This window comes from Bacillus sp. 01N42_2 (assembly GCF_056399565.1).
Window position 1 is genome coordinate 139,626 of the sequence record NZ_JBFTRO010000002.1, and the last position, 16,835, is coordinate 156,460.

Annotated in this window: 22 protein-coding genes; 7 read left to right on the top strand and 15 right to left on the bottom strand. The window is 45.2% G+C overall.

The features are described 5' to 3' along the window. Positions 1-124 precede the first annotated feature (124 nt). Positions 125-1,093 (bottom strand): stage V sporulation protein K, encoded by a 969-nt coding sequence (spoVK, locus tag AC1DN5_RS04650; protein WP_032864740.1) that lies wholly within the window; start codon positions 1,091-1,093, stop codon positions 125-127. A gap of 307 nt (positions 1,094-1,400) precedes the next feature. Here spoVK and AC1DN5_RS04655 point away from each other — a divergent pair, with 307 nt between their 5' ends. After that, the gene (locus tag AC1DN5_RS04655; protein ID WP_045926679.1) at positions 1,401-2,159 is read left to right on the top strand and encodes an N-acetylmuramoyl-L-alanine amidase; all 759 of its coding nucleotides are present in this window, start codon (positions 1,401-1,403) and stop codon (positions 2,157-2,159) included. Between the two features lie 48 nt (positions 2,160-2,207). On the opposite strand, the gene AC1DN5_RS04660 is transcribed toward AC1DN5_RS04655, so the two are convergent. The 9 genes from AC1DN5_RS04660 to AC1DN5_RS04700 form a co-directional block, all read right to left on the bottom strand. Next, positions 2,208-2,828, bottom strand: coding sequence for a hypothetical protein (locus AC1DN5_RS04660; RefSeq protein WP_064778948.1), 621 nt, complete (start codon positions 2,826-2,828; stop codon positions 2,208-2,210). Between the two features lie 48 nt (positions 2,829-2,876). Further along, complete coding sequence (gene nrdF, locus AC1DN5_RS04665; protein WP_049628520.1) at positions 2,877-3,866, bottom strand: class 1b ribonucleoside-diphosphate reductase subunit beta; 990 nt, start codon at positions 3,864-3,866, stop codon at positions 2,877-2,879. A 17-nt stretch (positions 3,867-3,883) separates the two neighbouring features. Further along, positions 3,884-5,986: a class 1b ribonucleoside-diphosphate reductase subunit alpha gene (nrdE, locus tag AC1DN5_RS04670; protein ID WP_007611605.1), complete on the bottom strand. Its 2,103-nt coding sequence runs from the start codon at positions 5,984-5,986 to the stop codon at positions 3,884-3,886. Further along, positions 5,946-6,338 (bottom strand): class Ib ribonucleoside-diphosphate reductase assembly flavoprotein NrdI, encoded by a 393-nt coding sequence (gene nrdI, locus AC1DN5_RS04675; RefSeq protein ID WP_016936022.1) that lies wholly within the window; start codon positions 6,336-6,338, stop codon positions 5,946-5,948. Before nrdI ends, nrdE begins: the two co-directional genes overlap by 41 nt. A gap of 259 nt (positions 6,339-6,597) precedes the next feature. Then, positions 6,598-6,813, bottom strand: coding sequence for a hypothetical protein (locus AC1DN5_RS04680; protein ID WP_016936023.1), 216 nt, complete (start codon positions 6,811-6,813; stop codon positions 6,598-6,600). Between the two features lie 82 nt (positions 6,814-6,895). Beyond that, complete coding sequence (locus tag AC1DN5_RS04685) at positions 6,896-7,171, bottom strand: YmzC family protein (protein WP_045926683.1); 276 nt, start codon at positions 7,169-7,171, stop codon at positions 6,896-6,898. Between the two features lie 95 nt (positions 7,172-7,266). Next, the gene (gene hfq, locus AC1DN5_RS04690; RefSeq protein WP_003154064.1) at positions 7,267-7,488 is read right to left on the bottom strand and encodes an RNA chaperone Hfq; all 222 of its coding nucleotides are present in this window, start codon (positions 7,486-7,488) and stop codon (positions 7,267-7,269) included. Positions 7,489-7,527: 39 nt separating this feature from the next. Continuing rightward, the gene (miaA, locus tag AC1DN5_RS04695) at positions 7,528-8,472 is read right to left on the bottom strand and encodes a tRNA (adenosine(37)-N6)-dimethylallyltransferase MiaA (RefSeq protein WP_016936025.1); all 945 of its coding nucleotides are present in this window, start codon (positions 8,470-8,472) and stop codon (positions 7,528-7,530) included. 98 nt (positions 8,473-8,570) lie between these two features. Next, on the bottom strand, positions 8,571-8,975 hold the full coding sequence (locus tag AC1DN5_RS04700) for a YmaF family protein (protein WP_047474871.1): 405 nt from the start codon (positions 8,973-8,975) through the stop codon (positions 8,571-8,573). A gap of 101 nt (positions 8,976-9,076) precedes the next feature. Between AC1DN5_RS04700 and AC1DN5_RS04705 the strand changes: the two genes are divergently transcribed. The 3 genes from AC1DN5_RS04705 to erbB all read left to right on the top strand — a co-directional run bounded on the left by AC1DN5_RS04705 (position 9,077) and on the right by erbB (position 10,228). Further along, entirely contained in the window at positions 9,077-9,403 is a 327-nt protein-coding gene (locus tag AC1DN5_RS04705; protein WP_047474874.1) for a hypothetical protein, read from the top strand. A gap of 139 nt (positions 9,404-9,542) precedes the next feature. After that, complete coding sequence (erbA, locus tag AC1DN5_RS04710) at positions 9,543-9,857, top strand: SMR family multidrug efflux transporter EbrA (protein WP_016936028.1); 315 nt, start codon at positions 9,543-9,545, stop codon at positions 9,855-9,857. A gap of 17 nt (positions 9,858-9,874) precedes the next feature. Continuing rightward, entirely contained in the window at positions 9,875-10,228 is a 354-nt protein-coding gene (gene erbB / locus AC1DN5_RS04715) for an SMR family multidrug efflux transporter EbrB (RefSeq protein ID WP_016936029.1), read from the top strand. Positions 10,229-10,241: 13 nt separating this feature from the next. On the opposite strand, the gene AC1DN5_RS04720 is transcribed toward erbB, so the two are convergent. From AC1DN5_RS04720 to AC1DN5_RS04730, 3 genes are all read right to left on the bottom strand, one after another. After that, positions 10,242-10,694 carry an OsmC family protein gene (locus AC1DN5_RS04720; RefSeq protein ID WP_016936030.1) on the bottom strand — a complete coding sequence of 151 codons (453 nt, stop codon included), beginning with the start codon at positions 10,692-10,694 and terminating at the stop codon, positions 10,242-10,244. 60 nt (positions 10,695-10,754) lie between these two features. After that, a complete protein-coding gene (locus AC1DN5_RS04725) occupies positions 10,755-11,462 on the bottom strand; it encodes a poly-gamma-glutamate hydrolase family protein (protein WP_326352309.1) in 708 nt (235 codons plus the stop codon). A 254-nt stretch (positions 11,463-11,716) separates the two neighbouring features. Beyond that, on the bottom strand, positions 11,717-11,950 hold the full coding sequence (locus tag AC1DN5_RS04730; protein ID WP_366969357.1) for a hypothetical protein: 234 nt from the start codon (positions 11,948-11,950) through the stop codon (positions 11,717-11,719). Positions 11,951-12,114: 164 nt separating this feature from the next. On the opposite strand from AC1DN5_RS04730, the gene AC1DN5_RS04735 reads away from it, so the two are divergent. After that, positions 12,115-13,443 carry a S8 family peptidase gene (locus tag AC1DN5_RS04735; RefSeq protein WP_342007787.1) on the top strand — a complete coding sequence of 443 codons (1,329 nt, stop codon included), beginning with the start codon at positions 12,115-12,117 and terminating at the stop codon, positions 13,441-13,443. Positions 13,444-13,625: 182 nt separating this feature from the next. Further along, a complete protein-coding gene (ymzB, locus tag AC1DN5_RS04740) occupies positions 13,626-13,988 on the top strand; it encodes a protein YmzB (protein WP_366969359.1) in 363 nt (120 codons plus the stop codon). A 34-nt stretch (positions 13,989-14,022) separates the two neighbouring features. Here the strand turns inward: ymzB and AC1DN5_RS04745 are convergent, their stop codons facing one another. Then, positions 14,023-14,778, bottom strand: coding sequence for a YoaK family protein (locus AC1DN5_RS04745; protein WP_366969360.1), 756 nt, complete (start codon positions 14,776-14,778; stop codon positions 14,023-14,025). Between the two features lie 60 nt (positions 14,779-14,838). Continuing rightward, positions 14,839-15,270 (bottom strand): NucA/NucB deoxyribonuclease domain-containing protein, encoded by a 432-nt coding sequence (locus AC1DN5_RS04750; protein WP_016936037.1) that lies wholly within the window; start codon positions 15,268-15,270, stop codon positions 14,839-14,841. A gap of 294 nt (positions 15,271-15,564) precedes the next feature. On the opposite strand from AC1DN5_RS04750, the gene AC1DN5_RS04755 reads away from it, so the two are divergent. Continuing rightward, on the top strand, positions 15,565-16,776 hold the full coding sequence (locus AC1DN5_RS04755) for a cytochrome P450 family protein (RefSeq protein ID WP_366969362.1): 1,212 nt from the start codon (positions 15,565-15,567) through the stop codon (positions 16,774-16,776). Positions 16,777-16,835 lie beyond the last annotated feature (59 nt).

Sequence of the window (16,835 nt, forward strand, 5' to 3'; positions counted from 1 at the left end):
ATGTTCCTTTCTGTGTCGTATTGGGCAGTAGTACTATCATACCAAACCCGCAGGACGTATACCACACATCCGGCGGGTTTTAAAGAGAGAAATAAAAAAAGGCCTCTCAAACCGGCTGAGAGGATTATTCATGAGCTGCCGTGTCATCTTTTATAAATAAATCCTGACTCTTAATCGTCATCAGATCGTTTTTTAAGTATTGGTCCCCCATTAAAAGCCTCATAGCCTGAGCGCGGATTGATTTTTCAATCACATTTCTGACAAAGCGTCCGTTGCTGAATTTAATGGGGCTTGTCGTGCTTTTCACCGTCATTAAGTAATCTTTTAACTTCCACTCGGCTTCCTGGCTTAATTGATACTCCCGCTCCGCTATCATGCGCTTTGCAATGTCCATCAGCTGAGCGACAGAATAATCCGGAAAATCGATGCTGATAGGAAAACGCGATTGCAGGCCGGGATTTAATGACAGGAAATGTGTCATTTCTCTCGAGTACCCTGCCAGGATCAGAATAAACTCATGCTGTTTGTCTTCCATATGCTTGACAAGCGTATCAATCGCCTCTTTACCGAAATCCTTTTCTCCGCCCCTTGCAAGTGAGTATGCTTCATCAATGAATAAAATGCCCCCGAGCGATTTTTTAATCAGATCTCTCGTTTTTTGCGCCGTGTGTCCGATGTATTCACCGACCAGATCGGCACGTTCTGCTTCGATCAGATGTCCTTTGGAAAGCACGTTCATTTCGAAGAAAAGCTTGCCGATCAGTCTCGCGACGGTTGTTTTTCCGGTGCCGGGATTGCCTTTGAACATCATATGAAGAGCTTGTTTTCCGACTTTCAGCCCTTGTTCGGCCCGTTTTTGGTTGACGAATATCCATGCATAAATTTCTTTAATGTTGCGCTTCATTTCTTCCATACCCACTAATGTGTTCATTTCTTTTTCAATTTCTTTCAGAATGCTGTGCTTGGCTTCATTTTTTTGCAGGGCGGCCTGATATTCCGCCTCAGCTTCCGCATTTGTCAGCACTTGCTTTTGGCCATTAAGAATGATGTTAATTTGTCCGTTATTTTTATAGGTTACAGCGCGCTCCAACATGCTCACCTCTCTGTTCTCTCTTTATCTTATTCATGATAAAGGCGTTCCGTGACACCCGCCTATCATCATGAGGCCCGATTACCCCTTTTATCTGTCGCATTTTCCGTTCTCTTTGGGAATGATGCTGAATCCTGCGCTTTCCCGAGAAATATTTTTCATTTCTTATTGTATTCAGCTGAAACGGAAGGACAAACCATTTATTTTTATTTTCCGGGAAATGCTGGGTGTATTTCTCATTTTTTTTATGAATGACAGCCGTACAAGCACCTTTTAAATATCATCATATGCTGTAATGAGGTGATGGAGAATGGTTAAAATTTTTATAGACCCCGGTCATGGCGGAACTGATTCAGGCGCAACCGGAAATGGGCTTCAAGAAAAAGCGGTCACGCTGGAGATCGCGCTGGTTTTGCGTACGATTCTGACGAATGAGTATGAAGGGGTTTCTGTCACGATGAGCAGGACAAGCGATAAGACGGTCAGTCTGACGGAAAGAACGGATGCCGCCAACAGCTGGGGCGCAGATTATTTTTTATCCATTCATATTAACTCAGGCGGCGGAACCGGATTCGAAAGCTATATTTACCCCGGTGTCGGAGCGCCGACTTCGACTTACCAGTCAGCCGTTCACACGCAAGTAATCCAAGCATCCGGTTTTAATGACCGAGGGAAAAAAACAGCCAACTTCCATGTGCTGCGGGAGACAAGTATGCCGGCGATTTTGACGGAGAATGGTTTTGTTGATACGGCAGCTGATGCAAATAAACTGAAAACAGCCAGTTTTATTGAAAGCCTTGCAAGAGGACATGCCAAGGGCTTGGAGCAGGCTTTCGGGCTAAAAAAAAAGACTGACTTGTATAAAGTGCAAATCGGCGCTTTCAATGTGAAAGCAAATGCTGATGCGCTTGCCGCCAATGCGGTGTCTAAAGGTTTTGATGCGATTGTGCTTCCGAAAGACGGCTTATTTAAAGTACAGATTGGCGCATTCTCTTCCAGAGATTATGCTGAATCTTTAGCAGCGCGGGCCAAAAAAGCGGGATTTGATACTATCATTACGTTAAACTAATGAAAAACCCCTGTTCTCCCTTTTTTAGGAGGAACAGGGGTTTTTCTGTTATTGAAGAATATCGGCGACAAACTGAGACCAAGTTTCAAGCCGCTGATACACGTCTTCTTCTTTTAATTCGTTCACTTTCATCCAGCGGCCGGCGATCTGCTCTTTTTCTTTCACTTCGACTTGTGCTCCAGACACTAATTGGAGCGCAGAAAGGATACCGATATGCACCTTTCCGACACTGTTTTCATCATCATTAATTAAACCGAGTGTGACAATGTTTTGTTTGTCTTCCTCAAGGATGTGCAGTTCTTCTGCTAACTCCCGGTCGGTATTCTGTTTCAGCACCTCCGCAAATGAGGCCGCTCCCTCCATAGGATTCATGTGTCCGCCGAAACCGAGGGAAAGTTTATTATGAAGGCGCGTTTCTCCGCCGCCCGCGAGCCGCTCATACACAAACACTTCATCATCGCGCCGGATGACGACATACGGAATCGGCTGTTTAAAACGCGGGTCCTCTTCCGCGTCGCCTCTTCTGATTTCTAAAAAATGCTCCTCAATTTGAGCCATAATCTTCACGATACGCTCATCTTCGCTGTTGACTCCCTGGAATGTCAGCGTTTCATTTTGGAAGACGTCACTCCGCCGCGCAGCTAAGATGATTTCATCCATTTTATCCATGTCGGTTCCTCCTGTCATACCTCTCCATTCAAGCCAAAAGAGCAGATATTATATCTGCTCTTCATCTTGGCCGAAATAAAAATCCTCGTCTTTAATCGGTTCTACCGTCGCTTTTTTGTAGCCGTTCCCTTTCATGGAGAAGAAATCATGTGATTTCGTTTTGGTGTTTAATCCGTTTAATACGATCGGATTAATATCCTCTTCTTCAAAGTAAGCATCGAACCCTAAGTTCATCAAAGCTTTATTGGCGTTATAGCGGATGAATTTCTTTACGTCATGAGACAGCCCGACTTGATCGTACAGATCCTCGGTATACTCAAGCTCATTGTGATAAAGCTCTTCTAAAAGCTCAATCGCAAATTCACGAAGTTCCGCCTTTTTCGCTTCTGTTTGTTTATTGTATATTTCTTGGGCAAGCAGTCCGACATAGACGCCGTGGATCGCTTCATCACGAAGAATCAGGTTGATGATTTCACCGCTTTGCATCAGTTTTCCCTGTCCGTAGAAATATAACGGATAATAGAAACCGCTGTAGAAAAGGAAGCTTTCTAAGTAAACGGAAGCAACCATCGCTTTAAACAGCGAAATCTCATCGTCTTTTTTGATGGCGCGGTACAGTCCGACGACGGTTTGGGCTTTTTTCTGCAGGTACTTATTTTGCTTTACCCATTCAAACACTTCGTTGATCGTTTCAGTCGGAGCAAGTGTCATAAAAATATTTGAATATGATTTTGCGTGCACCGCGTTTTCCATCATCGCCATGAAATTAAGAACCGCTTTTCGCTGATGGCCTTCTACGTGCTCGGCCACAATCGGCATGCCTGTGTTCCCCTGCTCTGTATCAAGCAGTGTCAGGCCGGCGAGCACTTTCATATACGTATCCTGCTCATTTTTACCCAAGTACTTCCAAGTGAGGAGATCGCCGTTTAATGCGATCTCTTCGGGAAGCCAGAACTGCTTTACGTTTTGGTTGTAAAACATTTGGGTAAAATCATCTTCATGCTTTGACCAGTTTGCTGCGTCATAAATTTTTGTCACTGTAAACTCTCCTTTAATCAAACGACACAAGAAAGACAGCTGTCCTGCCCGGTATCTTTCGTTCTTGCATAGTAAATGGTTTTGATGCCTCTATGGTGGGCATACAGATCAATACGGTTCAGATCACGAGTTGTCATCGTATCTTTCAAAAACAGGGTAAAGCTGATTCCCTGATCGATATGCTGCTGGATTGTCGCGATCATATCCACCACTTTGAACATGTCCATATCATAAGCTTCTTTGTAGAAGAACCAGTTATTAGACGCTAACCCCGGCATCGGATAATATGTTTTGGAGTTTCCGTATGTTCTTTCTTCAATCCGTTCCATAATCGGCATAACGGATGCCGTGCTGGATTGGACGTAGGAAATGGAGCCTGTCGGCGCGATGCACAGTCTGTAGCTGTGGTACATGCCGTTTTCAGCGACAAACGCCTTCAGCTCTTTCCAGTCTTCGATTGTCGGGATGTGCATGCCTTCAAAGAGCGCAGCGATTTTTTCGTATGCCGGCGAGAATTCTTTTTCGATATATTTATTGAAATATTCTCCCGTTGCATAAGTGGAGCCTTCATAATGCTCAAACGTTTCGCCTTTTTCTTTTGCAAGCTCAGCTGAACGCTGGATGGAATAAAAGTTCACCATCATAAAGAACGTATTCGCGAAGTCTCTTGCTTCCGGGCTTTCGTAAGCGATGCCGTTTTGGGCAAGGTAGCCGTGCAGGTTCATCGCGCCTAGACCGATCGACTTCATCGCTTTGTTTGCGCGTCTGACTGCCGGCGCGTTGCGGATATCCGTCGTCTCGGAGACATGAGTCAGGGAATCCGTCGCGAGTTTCACCGTGCGCTCAATCGATTTATGTTTCATGACATTTAAAATATTTAAAGAACCAAGGTTGCAGGAAATGTCCAGGCCGATTTCGTCTTCCTCGTCATAATCTGTGTAAGCTGAAACCTGTGACGCCTGAAGCACCTCTGAGCAAAGGTTCGAGAATTTCACTTTTGATACGTGGTTATTCGCGTGCTCTTTGTTTACGTTATCCTGGAACATAATGTACGGATAGCCTGACTCAGAACGGAGAACGGCAAGCTTTTCAAGCAATTTGCGCGCATTTACTTTTTCTTTTTTGACGCGCGGGTTGTCGACAAGCTCCTCATACATCGCCGTCATGTCCATTTCGTCCATATGCTGGCCGTATTCTTTATAAATCGTATGCGGATAAAAGACGTAAGCGGCTTTATCCTCACGCGCAAGCTCGACAAACTTGTCCGGAATCACGACGCCGATGGAAAGGGTTTTAACGCGGACATCTTCATCAGCCGAGATTTTTTTCGTATCAAGAAAATCATTAATATCCCGGTGGAAGATGTTCAGGTATGCCGCGCCTGAGCCTTGTCTCTGCCCCATTTGGTCAGCGTAGCGGAACGCATTATCAAGAAGCTTCATCACCCCTACGACGCCTTTTGTGGCGTTTTCCACATCTTTGATCGCTTCACCTTTCGCACGGAGCTTAGACAGGTTAAGAGAAACCCCGCCGCCCAGTTTAGAAAGCTGCATGGAGATGTCGATCGCTCTTGAGATGTCGTTTAAGGAATCATTGACTTCCAAGAGGAAACAGCTGACAAGCTCTCCGCGGCGTTTGCGGCCCGCATTTAAGAATGTCGGTGTGCTCGGCTGATATTCCTGATTGATCATCAGATTCACATATTCTTTCGCTTTCTCAGTGTCGCCGTTTGCGAAGAACAGCGCAACAATTGAGATCCGGTCCTCGTAACGCTCGAGGATTCTTTTTTTGTCATTCGTTTTCAAAGCATAGTCATTATAGAATTTAAACGCACTCATGAAGGAAGGAAAACGAAACTTCTTTGCGTAAGCTGTCTTAAACACTTCTTTAATGTCTTCAAAAGAATACAGGCTTAAGAATTCTTCTTCGTAGTATTGGTTTTCAATTAAATAATCCAGCTTCTCTTTCAAATCGTGAAAGTAAACTGTGTTTTGGTTGATATAGTCAACAAAATAGCTATGTACAGCCTCTTTATCTTTATCAAACTGGAATTTTCCATCTTGTTGGATCATAATTTCGTTATTTAACTGAATCCATTTTGGCACTTGGTTTTGTGACAACTTTTTCTACCTCCTGAGTAAACAATTCAACGTCTTTCGCTGTGCCGCTGAGTTCAAATTTGTGCAAGATCGGCACCTGATATTGTCTTGAAATGGTATCGGCGCTTTTTGCAAAGTTATCGCCCCATACTTTGTTGCCGCTCGCAGCGACTCCTAATAAGAGATGGGCGTATTTTTCGAGAAATGATTGTGTTGATGCCGGTACCTGGCCGAAGTTTGTCGTGTAGGTGACCAAAACAAACGGAGTGTCCACGTGGTCCATTTCATCCACCTTGCGGATCAGCTGAAAGTCTGTTTTATTCACAAAACGCTGAACATTCCCTGTCTTTGAATCAAATATGATTTGAACCATCCTTATCACGACCTATCAAAAATAATGAATCTCTTAACACTATATATAGTATACTAACCTCTCAGAAAAACACAACATATTGAGATCGATTTATAAAAAGTTCATATTTTTGAAAGAGCGGACCTTGGTTCTGCCCCGATTAACGCCCAAAAAAGAGAGCAGAACGAGAATCATCTCTCATCCTACTCAAGGTGTCATGTGTAAGCCGATGTCTATCATAACATGAAAAAAAACTGCTTAGTAGTCTAGACTTTTATTCTTATTTTTTGTAAGAATCACATTTTTTTTCGCTTTCAACGGTCTCTTCTATTTCCGCATCAGCACCGATTTCTTTCAGCACGGCTTTCAGAGCGCTTGTGATGGAAGCCTCTCTGAGCAGTTCTTTGCCGTCAACAATGATGCTGGTTCCATATTCATAGCAGGAATCATCTTCACAGGTTTCTTCCCAATGGTTGATTATCACCTTGTGTTTCAATCGTCTCACCCTCTGCATGATCAATGTCAGTACCTAGTGTAGCTTGTGCGGCCCGCTTTGTAAATTCGAAAGCTTGTGAAATTTATTCAAGCTCATCTAACGTCGTTTCTTTTTTCAGTTTGACTTTATTCGTTTTTTCGTCGTAACGATATATTTTTAAATAACCGTCTTCGACGACGCCGAAATGGTTATGCTCCAGCTGCACCGTGCCTTCTGTCTGCGGTTCGGCATCCGCCGAGCCGCCGTCATCATCCGTCACCACCGTTTCATGATTGCTGCATGCTCCAAACAGCAAAAAAACAGCGATCCAGACGAGCGTTATCCTGATTCTTCTCAGTTCATTCTCACTTTCGAACATCGCTTTCCAAGCCCCCTTTTATGTTGCCGATATAAAGCCGGCAATATACAGATGCGCATAGAAAAAGACCATTGTTCATGGTCTTTGGCAAAAGTTTATTCAAGCTCAAGCTGAACGTTTTTTTGCGGGGCGAACGTGGAGATGGCATGTTTATAAATAAGCTGCTGCTTCCCCTCCGTTTCGAGTAAGACGGTAAAGTTGTCAAAGCCTTTTACCTGGCCGCGAAGCTGAAAGCCGTTGAGTAAAAATACCGTGACGAACGTATTGTCTTTTCGGATTTGATTCAAAAACTGATCCTGAATATTAATCGGTTTCATGTTTCGTCCTCCTTGGTTCTCAATACAATACTGTTTCGATTAAATTTCCAGTTTTCCTGCTATACACTCGAAAATTTCCTTTTTTTTCTGTTCAAGATCAACAGGCGGCGTCATATCGGTCCATGAAACAGACATTTTATTGCGAAACCAGGTCAGCTGACGTTTCGCATAACGTCTTGAATTTTGTTTTAATTGCTCCACGGCCTGAGAAAGCGGCACTTTTCCATCAAGATATTCATACAGCTCTTTATAGCCGATCGCCTGAATCGATTGGCTGTCCCGGATATTCATATCATACAGCCGCTTGACTTCCTCAAGAAGGCCGGCTTCCATCATCAGGTCAACACGCTCGTTAATCCGGCCGTACAGCACTTCTCTGTCCATTGTAAGACCGATGAGCACCGCATTGTAAAGCAGCTCCCGTTTTTGAGTTTTAAGATGTTCTGACATTGTTTTGCCCGATATGTGCAGAATTTCGAGAGCGCGGATGACTCTTCGCGTATTGTTTTGATGAATGGCTGCCGCTGCTTCCGGATCGGCCGCCGCAAGTTTGGCATGAAGAGCCTCAGCCCCTTCTTCGGCAGCCAGTTTCTCCATGCGCTCCCTGAATAAAGGATCACCGGAGTGTTCCGTAAACGTATAATCATACAGCACAGACTGGATGTACAGACCCGTCCCTCCGACAATCATCGGGAGCTTTCCTCTGGCGGCAATCTCGCTGATTTTTTCTCTCACCATTTTTTGATAATCAGCCGTTGAAAACGTGTCGGACGGCTCCAAAATATCAATCAGATGATGCGGCACGCCTTCTGTCTCTTCTTCGGTGACTTTGGCCGTTCCGATGTCCATCCCTTTATATACCTGCATGGAATCCCCGCTGATGATTTCCGCATTCAGCATTTTTGCGAGTCCGATGCTCAGTTTTGTTTTTCCGACTGCCGTCGGCCCGACAAGTATGACGACAGGCTGTTTTGTATTTTTCAATATGTATCACTCTCTTTTATAAATCTCCCCCTAATTATAGCATTCATTGCTCCATGCACCTATCCATTTTGCCCTTTTTCCTGAGCGCTAAACGTCAATTACCACCCGATCGGCTCGTTGCCGACAACCTCTTTCGTTTTTCCCTTGAGCGTGTGGCGGTGCGTTTTCCGGCCTTCCTCCCGCGGATCGTAAACGACGCCGCCGTACTGGATCTGAATCGGCTCATTGTAGGCGGCAAAGGTGGTCTCTGAAAGCTCATGGTAATGCGTTCCGTCAACCCTCGGAATGGCAGGGCCGGAAATACCGTAATATCTGTGGAAATGGCCGTTTTCAAATGAGGTGATACCCGTATAGAAATGTGTATGCTGATCCGTATTGCTGCCGTTCTCAGGCTGTGAGAAGCCTTCGATCAAATGGTAATGCCCCTGCACAATATCCGTTACAGCCCGGTAAGCGTGTGTGTGCGGAGGTTTTTTTGACCAATCGGACTGATACAGGCCCACAAAAGCTCACTCCTTTATTTTTTTGATAAACGCCCAATCAAAAATTGGTGGGCTGAATACTCTGTTATCATCTAAAATTTATTCTTGGAGGTACCTTAATTATGAATGAAGAATACACATACGAAGCAGATAGTGATATGAGACAGTTTGGACGGCCTGGATTTGGGTTTGGACGGCCTGGATTTGGGTTCGGCCGGCCTGGATTCGGGTTCGGACGTCCCGGATTCGGCTTCGGATTCGGACGGCCGGGTTTTGGTTTTGGCCGGCCTTGGTTTGGCGGGTTCGGACGTCCGTTTGGTTTTTACGGCGGACCGTTTGTCGGAGGGCTTGTCGGGGGACTTGTCGGAAGCGCTTTGTTCAATCCGTATTTGTACGGAGGTTACGGCTACCCTTACTATCCGTACGGAGGTTATCCGTATTACTACTAAGACAATCAAAAAGGGCTCCTTTCAGGGGCCTTTTTATATAGGCCGAATGTCTTGACTTGCCGGGTAAAGTTCGGATATTATTTTATTTTACTGCCTTAAACAAAAGGCATGAAAGATGATGATGAGAGGGGGATTGGATATGATTCTGGGTTATATCTTCCTCACAATTGCTATTTTATCAGAGTCAATGGGTGCGGCCATGCTGAAGGTCTCCCGCGGATTTACGCGGTTTGTGCCGAGCGCGCTTGTAGTGGCTGGCTATTCATTGGCCTTTTATATGCTTTCACTGACACTGAATCTTATTCCGCTCAGCTTATCCTATGCCACATGGAGCGGGGCCGGAACGGTGCTTGCGTCCATTATCGGAGCGAAGTGGTTTCAGGAAAAACTGGACAAGCAGGCCGTCATCGGACTCTTTTTCTTATTGGCCGGTGTCATTTTGATGAATTGGTAGAAAGGAGAGGCATGCTGATGAAAGGATTACTTTGCTTGGCATTAGCCATTGTATCAGAAGTGTTCGGGAGCACGATGCTGAAGCTGTCGGACGGTTTTACGCACCTGTGGCCCGCTCTCGGCGTCATTGCCGGAATCGGAGCCTCTTTTATGTTTTTGAGCTTTTCATTGAAAAGCCTTGATTTATCCACCGCATACGCAACATGGTCAGGTGTCGGCACGGCTTTAACTGCAATCGTCGGCTTTATTGTTTTTAAGGAAGCCATGACGATCAAAATGATGATCGGTCTTGTGTTGGTCATCACGGGCGTCATCCTGCTCAACCGTTCCAAATCTCAAAAAACGAAAAAAAATCAAACGGCCCGGAGCTGACCGTTTGAATTCGTCATGCGCGGGCGGCTTTTACTTCAACCTCAAGCTCCATCTCCACGTTTCCCTGAACCGCTCGTGAAATCATACACGACGATTCCGCTTTTTGCGCTAACTTCCTGGCCAGTGCAAAATCCGTTTCGTTTGCATCCGGCTTTAATAATATAAACGGGCGGTGAATGATTTTTTGATACGTGAACACACCGTTTGTTACATCTACAATTCCTTCAGATTCCATATGTAAATCTTCTTTATCCAGACCGCTTCTTTCCATCATTGCCGCAAGCGTTATAATATAACAGGTCGCGGCCGCTCCAAGCAGCATCTCATCAGGATTTGTGCCTTCTCCCGGACCGTCCATTTCCTTAGGAATGGACACAGCCGTTTCCAGCCGGCCGCTTTTAATGTCGCCGACGTCATTCCGATTTCCGGGCCAATTTGCTTTTAAATAAAAATGATGTTTTGCCAACGGACCATCCTCCTTTTTTTCAAGTTTACTCATCTTTCACTTGTTTGTCTTATGATAAGCTCATGAATACTCTTGATTGATCACTCTTTTTATCGTACGGACATACCGGTAAAATTCGTCTGTTTTTGTGAATTCTCTTTCACGGTAGTCGAAATTATCAAAAAACGCTTCCCGCTGTTCTCTGCTGATCTCAAGCTGTATGCTCAGACCTGTTTGCGCCTGATTATTGATATTTTCTGTGTCAACCCCGGCCAGACCGGTTTTTGAGGTTGCCAATTCTGCAGGAAATCCATTTCGTTTGAAAGCTCTCACCAATTTTTCCGCCCGCTTCCGGTCGCTTCCTCCGACAAGGGTATTTTTCTCGTCGCCTTTATAACCGTGAACTGCGATCACATAATGGTGTTGCTTAATGCTTTCGACTGCTAAAGGCTCATCGAACTTGGTGCTCGTAATATGAAGAGTCTGGTTATCATGCGCTTTTAACCCCTCAAACAGGTAGGTTGAATAATCATCTCTGAAAGAGCGGACGATCTCGCTCACCCCGCCCTCAATTCTCCCTCCGTGCGGCGACATGATCAATACAGGGCTCCCCTCTCGCTTATTGTACGATATATGATAATCATCGGGGTCTTCATGTTCAGCCAGATCTTTAAAATCTGTGTATGTATCTGAAGAATTCGAGGGATCAGGGTCTGACGCATAGTGAGCACATCTTATTAGTAAGACCATTGCTACGATAATGATGACATTAAGTATTATTCTTTTCATCAGCTCTCCTTCTTTGCTCCTTTCTGAAAAATGAGATATTCATTATTTGGATTTTTGTCAATAGGTCTTATCTTAACATTCTATTAACATTATCATCAGTGAAAAACTTCCCGGTTTCGAAAAATCAATGGATGGTCACGGTTCAAGCGCTCAAATGCCGGGCATCAGTGAAAAAAGGTTGAGAGAGGCAAAAAAAAAGGGAGGAACGCCCGAATTTTCAGGGGCGGGAGATTCACAGCCGGAAACAGACGGCATCAAGAATACGCTTTTAAAAATGAATATCCGTCTCCCGAAGCAAATGCGCAGGACAGAATGGAGCCCGTCAAAAAAGTTCTCATCTGCCTTTTTGTACAGCAAAATGCCGTTACAGCCCGCTCATCCCCTTTTTTAATAATAATGGTCCGTTTTGAAATGGTGCCGTCTTTTTTCATATATATAATATCAATCGGAAGCTGCTTTTCCAAGGAATGTCTCAATATTATGTTCATGTATATACCTCCTTCTGTCGGTTTCATTATAAGAGAACAAATGTTCTTTTTCAAATAAAAAAGCCGCAAGTAACCAGCTCTCTGAAAGGACAAACAAACTGACCGAATATACTGCCTGTTCATATGGTATAGAGAGAATCGCCAGAATGGGAGGAAAAGTATATATGTTTGGTTACTCAATGGTACAAATGGTTCGGTCAAATGCTCATAAGCTGGACGGGCCGCTCAGAGAAAATGTATTACAGTTATATAAACCTTTCAAATGGACGCCTTGCTTTCTCCATCGTTTTTTCGAAAAAAAGGTGAAAAACAGAAAGAAAATGTCAGTCATCATTGAATTCGAGGAAGGCTGCCATGAATCCGGGTTTCACAGCACAGGCCAGGTCCTGTCAAATGAGAAACGCTGCACGATCAAAAAGCAGTTTCACACAATTAATTGCTGCAGCGCTGAAGTCACCCCGGCCGCCCTTCACATGCTTCTTTCTCAATGCCGGGATATCCGTAAAGTCTATTTAAACCGGGAAGTAAAAGCACTTCTCGATACGGCAGCCGAATCAACCCATGCAAAAGAAGTGACCCGAAACGGAACCGTATTAACAGGAAAAGGCGTAACCGTTGCCGTCATTGATACCGGAATCTATCAGCACCCCGATTTAAAAGGAAGAATTACCGGATTTGCAGACTTTGTGAACCAAAGGACGGAACCGTATGATGACAATGGCCACGGCACCCATTGCGCCGGTGATATCGCGAGCAGCGGCGCATCGTCTTCCGGAAAATATCAGGGACCCGCGCCTGAAGCCAATCTGATCGGTGTCAAAGTTTTAAACAAAACCGGATCGGGAACCTTGGCTGATATCATTGAAGGTGTGGAATGGTGCATACAATATAATAAAAAACACACTGACAATCCGATCCGGATCATCAGCATGTCACTGGGCGGAGAAGCGCTCAGATATGACAAAGAAACGGACGATCCGCTCGTCAAGGCCGTTGAAGAAGCATGGAACGCAGGAATCGTCGTCTGCGTCGCTGCGGGCAATTCCGGTCCGGAAGCTCAAACGATTTCAAGCCCCGGCGTCAGTGAGAAGGTCATCACGGTAGGCGCCTATGATGACAATGATACGGCCGCGAATGAAGACGATACGGCTGCTTCTTTCTCAAGCCGCGGCCCGACGGTGTACGGAAAAGAAAAGCCTGATATTCTCGCGCCCGGAGTCGATATCGTGTCCCTTCGTTCACCTCGTTCATACCTTGACAAATTACAAAAATCAAATCGTGTAGGGTCGTTGTATTTCAGTCTGTCGGGCACGTCCATGGCCACTCCGATCTGTGCGGGCATTGCCGCTTTAATCCTCCAGCAGAACCCGCAGCTTACGCCTGACGAAGTGAAAACACTGATCAAGGAAAGTCCGGATAAATGGACAAATGAAGATCCGAACATTTACGGAGCGGGTGCAGTGAACGCCGAAAACGCCGTGCCGAAAGAATAATCTTTATATGATGAGTAAACGGGGCCGTCTGCACCGGAAGATGACCCCGTTTTTAGTAAACAATTATAATGAAGAAACTAGTAACTCTTCAAAACCGGCTGTCAGAAAAAAAGATTAAGCGGAGCAGTGTATTTCTAAAAAAATAGGGAATAAGTATGGTGTAGATAAAAGGAGGAATAACAATGGCACTTACAAACACCGAACTGTCAGAATGGCTGCAAAAGCAGATCGGACAAACGCTTGATATCAGAAAAGGAGAGCTGACAGACAGCCGGAACGAGATTTCTGATATGGACCAGATCATGCTTCACCTTGATGATGTTCTCGTCCGCCGGACAAATCATCCCGATGACTATGTAGCCGACAAAGAACTCGTCCTAAAAGGACACGGCACAACCTATACGGAGGAAGGAAATGTCCCGCTCCCCCAAGATGCGTATGAAATCCCTTTGCTCGGCGAGATTACCATCCAAAAAGAGCAAGACGGATTAAAGGTACATACAGATCGGGCCGTTTATACAATCGGGACCCGAAAAGAGCAATAAAACGAAAAAAACGCCGTGAATCAGCGGCGTTTTTTTATTGTTTTTTTTCTTCCGAGTAACCGTGGAACATTGTAAATGCGCAAAGCATAATACCTAAAATAATGATAATCGGGAGCCAGATCACGGCGAATTTGTAATTCGGTTCGGCAAATGCGCCGATAACCGCCCCAAAGCAATACAGCACCAAGGCAAGCGCGCGCAATACCGCATCTCTCGTAAACTGCTTCCGCTTGTCCGCTTTGTAAAACCTTGCGGTGAGATCTTCAAAAAAATTAGCAAGCGTCCCCGTTAATACAGTCGTGGAAATCCCGGCTACACCAAGTTTTCTCGCGGCTGTTGTCTGCATTCCCATTGCGAAGCTGAGCAGCATAATCAGCACATAAACAGAAATGGATTCTGAAAAAAAGCAGGAGAACAGAGCAAACAAAAGCAAAACAGCCCCTTCAATGATCAATGCGGCAGTGACCGCAGGGGGCCAGAATGATTTCTGTTTATTGCCGACAAGCCAAGCCGCGGCAATAACGCCTGCAATAAATCCGATTAACGAGGTTAAAGATTTGAGTACGGCAAGGTGCCATGAGTTGCCGATCGCCATGCCGAACAAAACGATGTTCCCCGTCATGTTGGCGGTAAAGACGTGTCCTAAACTTAAATAACCGATCACATCCACAATTCCCGCAGTTAAACAAAGAAGCAAAAGTGCAATATTTCGGTATGTAGTCACCGGCAATGTGATCCAATCCTTTCTCATGCTGAGTCCAACATATAAGTTTACTCTTCGCCATTTCATATGTCCAGCCGGTACGCCGCCTTTTCATAGCATAAAAAAACTCCGGCGCGCCGGAGAAGATTACTGAACGATAAATAATACTTTCGTGCCGTCGGAATACCTGCTCATTTGATTTCCGACCCATGAGCCGGCCCCGCGATTGTCCGAAGGTGTTACATATCTGATATCAGCTCCAGCTCCGCCTTCTGTACAGACCGCCATCGGCCATTCATCACGGTCAAATCCGGGCTTTGTCGGAATTCCTTTCAATGATTCTTTCCTTCTATCCTCAGCTCCGCCGCGATCAATTGTACAAATGTCAGAGTGCCCTGCCGAAATGGCGTCTTTTATATGATTTCCCGTCTCCGGATATTTTAACAGCGGGAAATAAAGCACCTGATCGTATCTGGACGCGGCTCGGGCAGTATTCTCCGAAGTGCCGGCGCTCATAAAGCTGAACTGAAGAGAGATCACCAAAAGCAGACTTGCCGCCCATTTCATAAACGCAGTCATTCACAGCCTCCTTAAGAAGTTGATATGAAGCGTAAATATGTATATTAGCCGGATTCGGCACACATGATTAATTGGTAAAAAAAGTTTGCTGTTTTGGTGATAACCAACGAAAATGACGGCTTTACGGTTTTTCTATTGAACAAGCTTCTGATTCCTTATATATTAGACATACTTATGCGCCGTTGTAATCAGTGTCTTCAGCGGATAAAAGGAGGAATGCCGATCGGCCGGCAGGCACCGGCAGTTTGTTATGTCTTAAGTCTTTCTTAAAAACATGAAGGCGGGGAAATCACGATGGAAAAAATAATGTTTCATCCACACTCATCCGAGTTTCACGAGAACCCTTTTGCGGTTTTAAGCACATTCAGAGAGCAGGATCCCATACATAAATTCGAACTGCAGCGTTTCGGAGGCACCTTTCCGGCTTGGCTCATCACGCGTTATGATGATTGTATGGCGTTTTTAAAGGACAGCAGAATTACGAGAGATGTAAAACGGGTCATGCCGAAGGAGCTGATCGCGAAGCTGAATGTCAGTGAAGATATCGATTTTGTATCAGAGCATATGCTGGCAAAGGACCCGCCGGATCATTCACGCCTGCGGTCTTTGGTGCATCAGGGGTTCACTCCCCGGATGATTGAGCAGCTTCGCACCGGGATAGAACGGATTACAGAAGAGCTGTTGGATGAAATGGAAACAAAAACAGATCCTGATATCATGAGAGATTTCGCCGCTCCGCTTCCGTTTATCGTCATTTCAGAGCTGCTCGGAATTCCGAAAGAGGACCGCGCCTCATTTCAGGTGTGGACAAACGCGATGGTCGACACGTCAGAAAGCGGACGAGAAGCGACCAATCAGGCGCTCAGAGAGTTTAAACAATATATGAAAACACTGATCGAAGAAAAAAGAATACATCCGGGTGAAGACTTGACGAGCAAGCTGATTTACGCAGAAGAGGACGGCCAAAAGCTGAGTGAATCAGAGCTTTATTCCATGCTGTTTTTGTTAGTCGTTGCCGGACTTGAAACAACGGTTAACCTCCTCGGCTCCGGCACACTGGCGCTTCTTTTGCACAAAGACCAGCTGGAGAAGATAAAGCGGCAGCCTGAAACTATCCAGACGGCGGTCGAAGAGCTTTTGCGTTATACCTCTCCCGTCATCATGATGGCGAATCGCTGGGCGATTGAAGATTTCACCTATAAAGATGTTTCCATTAAAAAAGGCGATATGATATTTATCGGCATCGGTTCAGCCAATCGGGACCCGGAATATTTCGATGATCCTGATACATTAAATATAGCGAGAACACCGAACCGCCATATCTCTTTCGGCTTCGGCATTCATTTCTGTCTCGGAGCTCCGCTCGCCCGGATGGAAGCATCCATTGCCTTTACAGCGCTTTTAAAACGGCTGCCGAATATAGAGCTGAAGGGAGCGCCTGAGGATTTATCATGGAGAAAGAATGTGTTTTTAAGAGGGCTTGAAGCACTGCCTGTCAGATTATAATATCCGCCCCCATATTTGGGGGTTTTTAAATATCTTATTAACAGGAAACAACAAATTAC